This is a genomic window from Neochlamydia sp. AcF65 (assembly GCF_018342435.1).
Lineage (GTDB): Bacteria > Chlamydiota > Chlamydiia > Chlamydiales > Parachlamydiaceae > Neochlamydia.
The window spans coordinates 1-5,502 of the sequence record NZ_JAEMUE010000043.1; the positions used below are offsets into that span (position 1 = coordinate 1).

Annotated in this window: 5 protein-coding genes; 3 read left to right on the forward strand and 2 right to left on the reverse strand. The window is 36.5% G+C overall.

The annotated features are described in order from the left end of the window. Together NEOC65_RS05125 and NEOC65_RS05130 are read left to right on the forward strand one after the other, a co-directional pair. Window positions 1–460, forward strand: a 460-nt coding sequence (locus NEOC65_RS05125; RefSeq protein WP_213155975.1) for an ankyrin repeat domain-containing protein, incomplete at its 5' end; no start/stop codon positions are given. A 405-nt stretch (window positions 461–865) separates the two neighbouring features. Further along, entirely contained in the window at window positions 866–2,326 is a 1,461-nt protein-coding gene (locus tag NEOC65_RS05130) for an ankyrin repeat domain-containing protein (protein WP_213155976.1), read from the forward strand. Between the two features lie 135 nt (window positions 2,327–2,461). Here NEOC65_RS05130 and NEOC65_RS05135 read toward each other — a convergent pair whose 3' ends face one another. Next, window positions 2,462–2,641: a hypothetical protein gene (locus NEOC65_RS05135; protein ID WP_213152460.1), complete on the reverse strand. Its 180-nt coding sequence runs from the start codon at window positions 2,639–2,641 to the stop codon at window positions 2,462–2,464. A gap of 422 nt (window positions 2,642–3,063) precedes the next feature. Between NEOC65_RS05135 and NEOC65_RS05140 the strand changes: the two genes are divergently transcribed. Further along, window positions 3,064–5,037 (forward strand): protein kinase domain-containing protein, encoded by a 1,974-nt coding sequence (locus tag NEOC65_RS05140; protein ID WP_213155977.1) that lies wholly within the window; start codon window positions 3,064–3,066, stop codon window positions 5,035–5,037. 5 nt (window positions 5,038–5,042) lie between these two features. Here the strand turns inward: NEOC65_RS05140 and NEOC65_RS05145 are convergent. Next, window positions 5,043–5,502 (reverse strand): ankyrin repeat domain-containing protein (locus tag NEOC65_RS05145; RefSeq protein ID WP_213155978.1); only part of this gene is annotated, 460 nt, incomplete at its 5' end.

Consider the following 5,502-nt stretch of genomic DNA (forward strand, 5'->3'; position numbering starts at 1 on the left):
CTTAATCGCTTCGATGTGGTGTAGAACTAAAGACCAAAAAATTAAAGAAGCTTTGGAAGATAGATTAACAACTACGCATATAGCTAATGAAAAATCCACCTCTCTTCATTTAGCAGCAGAAAGCAATAACTTTTCGGTGGTAGAAAAGCTATTGATGGATGGAGAAAATATCCATAGCGAAGATGATGAAGGCTGGACACCCTTAATTGCCGCGGCTTGCCAGGGTCATGTGGAAATGGTGGAATATCTGCTGGAGAAAGGAGCTCATGTTAATAAAACGGGCAAAATAGGCCTTAGTGCCTATTGCCACCTATTGTTTCAGATAGGTGAATGCTCTAAAAATCCTAAAATGGAAAGCCGTATCAATAAGGTTGAAAAGGTTTTAATAGAGAAAGGAATTGACACCGACCTTTCCAATGGTTTTAGATGGATGGCACGGCGCCATGCAGAAAGGTTTTAAAAATTTTGCTTTTATATGCTCTGCAGTTTTTCTACCACTTCATTAATCGTTGGCCTTGTTCTTGGGGCAGGAGTTGCACATTTCTATGATGAGCCTTTCTAAATCTACCTCCGCTTTTTGTTTCAGCTCCTTATGAAAGTAGATTACTGTATTTCCAGGTCTTTTTTTACCATTATATGATTAAGTAAATATGAACTCTAGAAATTGTTTTACTTATTAAAAAATAATTGATAATCCCCGTGACCGCTTACAATTAAAGCTTGGAAAGCAAGGATAGCCTATAAACGCTTGGCTATAGCTACTTGCTAATAATAAAACATCAATATTTCCTAGGATTGATTAGATTGTTAAATAATGAAAGCTTTGCTATTAGCTTTATAAAACATTAAAGAAAGGTTTAACCTTATGCAAGTTCAAAATCTCTCCCCCGCTCCTCTATCAAAGATTTCACCTGAAATTCCTGTGTCTGAGATTTCCCCCGAGGTCCACAAGATGTTACAAAATCCTGAACTTTACGACATGGTCCAGGGTACTCTATGTGGCCGGCTGATTAAATTGCTTCTAGCACGCAGTAATACCATTTTAGAAAAGCATTTATATGCATACAAAGCTAAAGGAATTGTACTCTCAAAAAGGCTAGAAACCGTATGGGGAATAGCCCAAGCCACAGATAATCAAGAAGCTGCGGATATACTTTATAAGTATAATCCTAACTTAGCTTCCATCTGCCATATTAAACTTATGGCTCATCGATTTGGTATTGTCGGTAAAAGCCAAATAAATGGGCAGTCTTTTGACTTAGAAGGTTCTGATCACCGCATTACTTTTCACGCTCTTTATACTTCCCTTAAACAGCATCTAGATGTTACTGAGCAGGAGGTAATCCTTCCTATTATTGAAATGATCCTAAAAGTTGAAAAAAATCCTTATACAAAGGATCAAATTCTTTTAGACGCCTATCATCAAGGTAAAACAATTTTTTTACCTTTGCTATTTAGTTTATCTAGAGCCGGCCACATTTATGGTTTTCTCATTAAAGGCAACCGTCTAGCCAAGCTTAATAAAGGACTTCATGAAGACCTACCCACTGGCCTACATGTTTATAAAATACCTGATCCTTCTAAGATTAATATTGAATACATTCATAGGTTACTGAACACGAATGTATTAATAACTTATTTTGAAAAAGGTGTGGATAAAGAGCTTGGCCTTATTCACGACCACTATATTCCTACTACCCTTCAAAAAGGAGGGTTCTGTTCTTGGTCTGTAGCCAAACTAGCTTTACGCGGAGGATTTATTTTAGAAGGGATAGAAAATGAAAAAATAAAATATAAAAAATGGAGTCAAGCCGATCGTTTTGCCACACTCATCGATTATCTAAAGCAAGAAAATGTAGATCCCCACTTAATTGCTTCTCTATGGTGCAGAACTAAAGACCAGAAAATTAAAGAAGTTTTGGAAGATAGATTAACAACCACGCATATAGCCAATGAAAAATCCACATCTCTTCATTTAGCAGCAGAAAGCAATAACTTTTCAGTGGTAGAAAAGCTATTGATGAATGGAGAAAATATCAATAGCGAAGACGCTGAAGGCTGGACACCCTTAATTGCCGCAGCATGCCAAGGTCATGCTGAAATGGTGGAATACCTGTTGGAAAGAGGAGCCTACGTTAATAAAACGGGTAAAACAGGCCTTAACGCTTATTGTCATCTATTATCTCGACAAGGTAAATGCTCTAAAAACCCTAACATGGAAAAACGTATTAAAAAAGTTAAGCAATTATTAATAGAGAAAGGAATTGACACCGACCTTTCCAATGGTTTTAGATGGATGGCCCAACGCCATGCGAAAGGATTTTAAAAATTTTGCTTTTACATGCTCTGCAGCTTTTCTACCACTTTATCAATCGTTAATAATAATAATAATAATAATAATAATGGGCCAACGTCGCCCATTCTATAAAGAGCCTTTTTAAATCTACCTCCGCTTTTTGTTTTAGCTCCTTACGAAAGTAGATTGCTGTATTTCTAGGTCTCTTTTTACCATTTTAAAACCTAGTCCCATTTTAGCTAAATCTTTATGCCAATTATGCACTTCTTGCTTGCTCACTTCTTCGCAAGTAAAGCCTTTTTTGATCATATAGCAACCATTTAGCTTAGCATATTCAGCTAGCATTTTTGGATCATTGGTTATTTCAAATTCTTTCTGAAATTCTGTTTAAGTTGTCCTTTTAGGCTAATAATTCGCTTTTTCCAGAAGTCTAATTGTCAGTTGATGCGTGTAAATAAGAATTATTTAATTTAAATGTTTATTATTTTTAAATCATTTTTTTTATAAAAATATATGTTTAAAAAAAAGTTGTAATTATTAATAACTTAAATGGTTGTTATTTAATTTTTCATAAATACTATTAAGGTTTCTTCTTTTAAATTATTTATTTTTTATTTTAATTAAAACAGTTTTTGTTGTTTTTATTTAATAACTTACATTTATTTGTTTTTAATTTTAATAAACAAATGTTTTAATAATTAAATTTATAATTTATAATTAAATTGTTGGTGAATTTGTTTTTTAATAAAAATTAGTAAAGGATAGTTATGAATAATGACTATGGTAAAGTTTTAAATTTTTGGGAAGAAAAAGCATCTCAACCTGCTACTACTAGAGAGCAAGTATCCAGGGAGAGAAAGATGCCGGGGCAAGTAAAGGTAAGCGAAAAAGCTAAAGAAATCCTGGCGAAGATCGATTATTTCTTAAACAGGCCTTCCGAAAGAGGTCTCCTTCAAAGGACAAAGCCAGAACAGAAATCAAATAAGCCTCAAAAGCTCGAAGAAAAGCCTCCGTCGAAAGAAATTATCTCAGCGAGCGAGGAGGCCAAAGGGCCTGCAAGGTCTCTAAATGTTGAAAAATTGAGAAGGGTTTTTGAAAAAACCCATGAAGGGCAACCATCCCAGCCTGGTAAAGCTACCCCTGGAAAAATAACCATTCCTCTAGCCTTTATGACACCTGAAGAAAAAGAAATAAGAAGAAAGATGAAAGGTAAAGAGAAAGAAACAGAAGCTGTGGTTGAAGAATTTATAGTAAATTCAGACTCTACCAAGGAAGCAGCCGCTCTTAGTGAGATTGAGGAGGAGTTATATCGTTTAAATCAAACGCTAGAAGAAAATCTGAGTTTAGAAGATTTGAATATGATTAGCAAGGAACATAGCGATCTTGTGAAAATATTAGATAAGGGAAATTTTAAATCATCCCTATGGGGAAGAGAGCTACATTTACAAGTTGGTAACTTAGAGAAAAAGATCGATGAAGCTAGAAAGATTGCTTCAAGAGTAGAGGAATCCCAAACAAATCCGTTTCTATTAGAAACAAACTTATCCCAAAGTGATTCAGAGCAGCTTAGTGAGGAATTAGATAAAATATTAGAAAACCTAGCGTTAGATGCAGATGTAGAATCTAATCACCCTACAGAGCTTGCTACAGTAGAAGGGCAAATTAGCCAGCCATTAAAAATGATGGGCGAGGAATCAAAGCGATTTGACTTTAAGGCTATTGAACAAGATATTGTTAGTTTGAAGGAAATTCTAAAGAAAAGCCCCAGGGATTTAATTACGAAAATTAGTGCTAAAGGAGCAGGATTGACGCACTCATATACTGTTTACCCTGACGGGAAGATTGCAGTTCACCTGAAAAAAGAAGAATGGATGCGCATTGGAAATGAATTAAAAGCAGGTTTACTGGGTAAAGGGGGATATAAAAGAGCTAAGTTAATGCAAGATATAGACACTAAAGAAATCAAAGTCAGAGGGGTCTTATTCGAGCCTCTTGATGAGGTAGAGAGAGTAAATATAATCCAATTTATAGAGGATGTAAAAGGCCAACCGCACATTTGTCAAATGGAACATGTGGCATGGAAATCAATGCCTAAAAAACCTGTTTCTATCTGGAGTGCCCAAAAAGCAGGGGGACGCAAGGAGGCTTTTATATCTAAGTATTACCCCTTTTCTGGTGAAAAGGTGTTCTCTTTTATTAAAAGCAATCAGCTTCACAAGCAACTGCATGCTAAAATAGCCCTTCAACTTGCACAAGGAATTCAAATAATGCATGAGAAAGGATGGGTTCATCGGGATCTTAAGCCTGAAAACATCTTCTTGCAATGGGATCCCTCCAATCCGGAAGCAGTAGAGGCTGTTGTAGGGGATTTTGATACTGTTCACAAGAATAGCGACGCCAGCAAGAGAGAAGTTTCCTTAGGCACGCCAGGTTATATCCCACCAGAATATTCAGAGGAAGAGCATGTTGAGGATGCTAGACCTGCAGATGTCTATGCGCTAGGGGTCAGTTTGCTAGAAATGTTTATCAGCCATGGATCTGCTCCCTGGAAGGTGGGTAGGGACCCTATTCCACTTACCTTCTACTTAACGGAGGCAGGTTATAAAGAGGACCTAGAAAAACTAAAACAAAAAGCGAGGGGTGATTTAGAAGAGCTTATCATAGAAATGTGTGACCCCGCCCCATCAGCAAGGCCAAAGATTGAGGTGGTGGTAGAAAGGCTGCAGAGAATGCAAAAGTAAAAGTTTTAAAACCTTTCTGCATGGCGTCGGAACATCCATTTAAAACCATTGGAAAGATCTGTATCAATTCCTTTCTCTATTAAAACCTTTTCAACCTTATTGATACGGCTTTCCATTTTGGGATTTTTAGAGCATTCACCTATCTGAGACAATAGGTGGCAATAGGCACTAAGGCCTGTTTTACCCGTTTTATTAACGTGGGCTCCTCTTTCCAATAGGTATTCCACCATTTCAACATGACCCTGGCAAGCCGCGGCAATTAAGGGTGTCCAGCCTTCAGAGTCTTCGCTATTGATATTTTCTCCATTCATCAATAACTTTTCTACCACTGGAAAGTTATTGCTTTCTGCTGCTAAATGAAGAGATGTGGATTTTTCATTAGCTATATGCGTAGTTGTTAATCTATCTTCCAAAGCTTCTTTAATTTTTTGGTCTTTAGTTCTACACCACATCGAAGCGATTAAG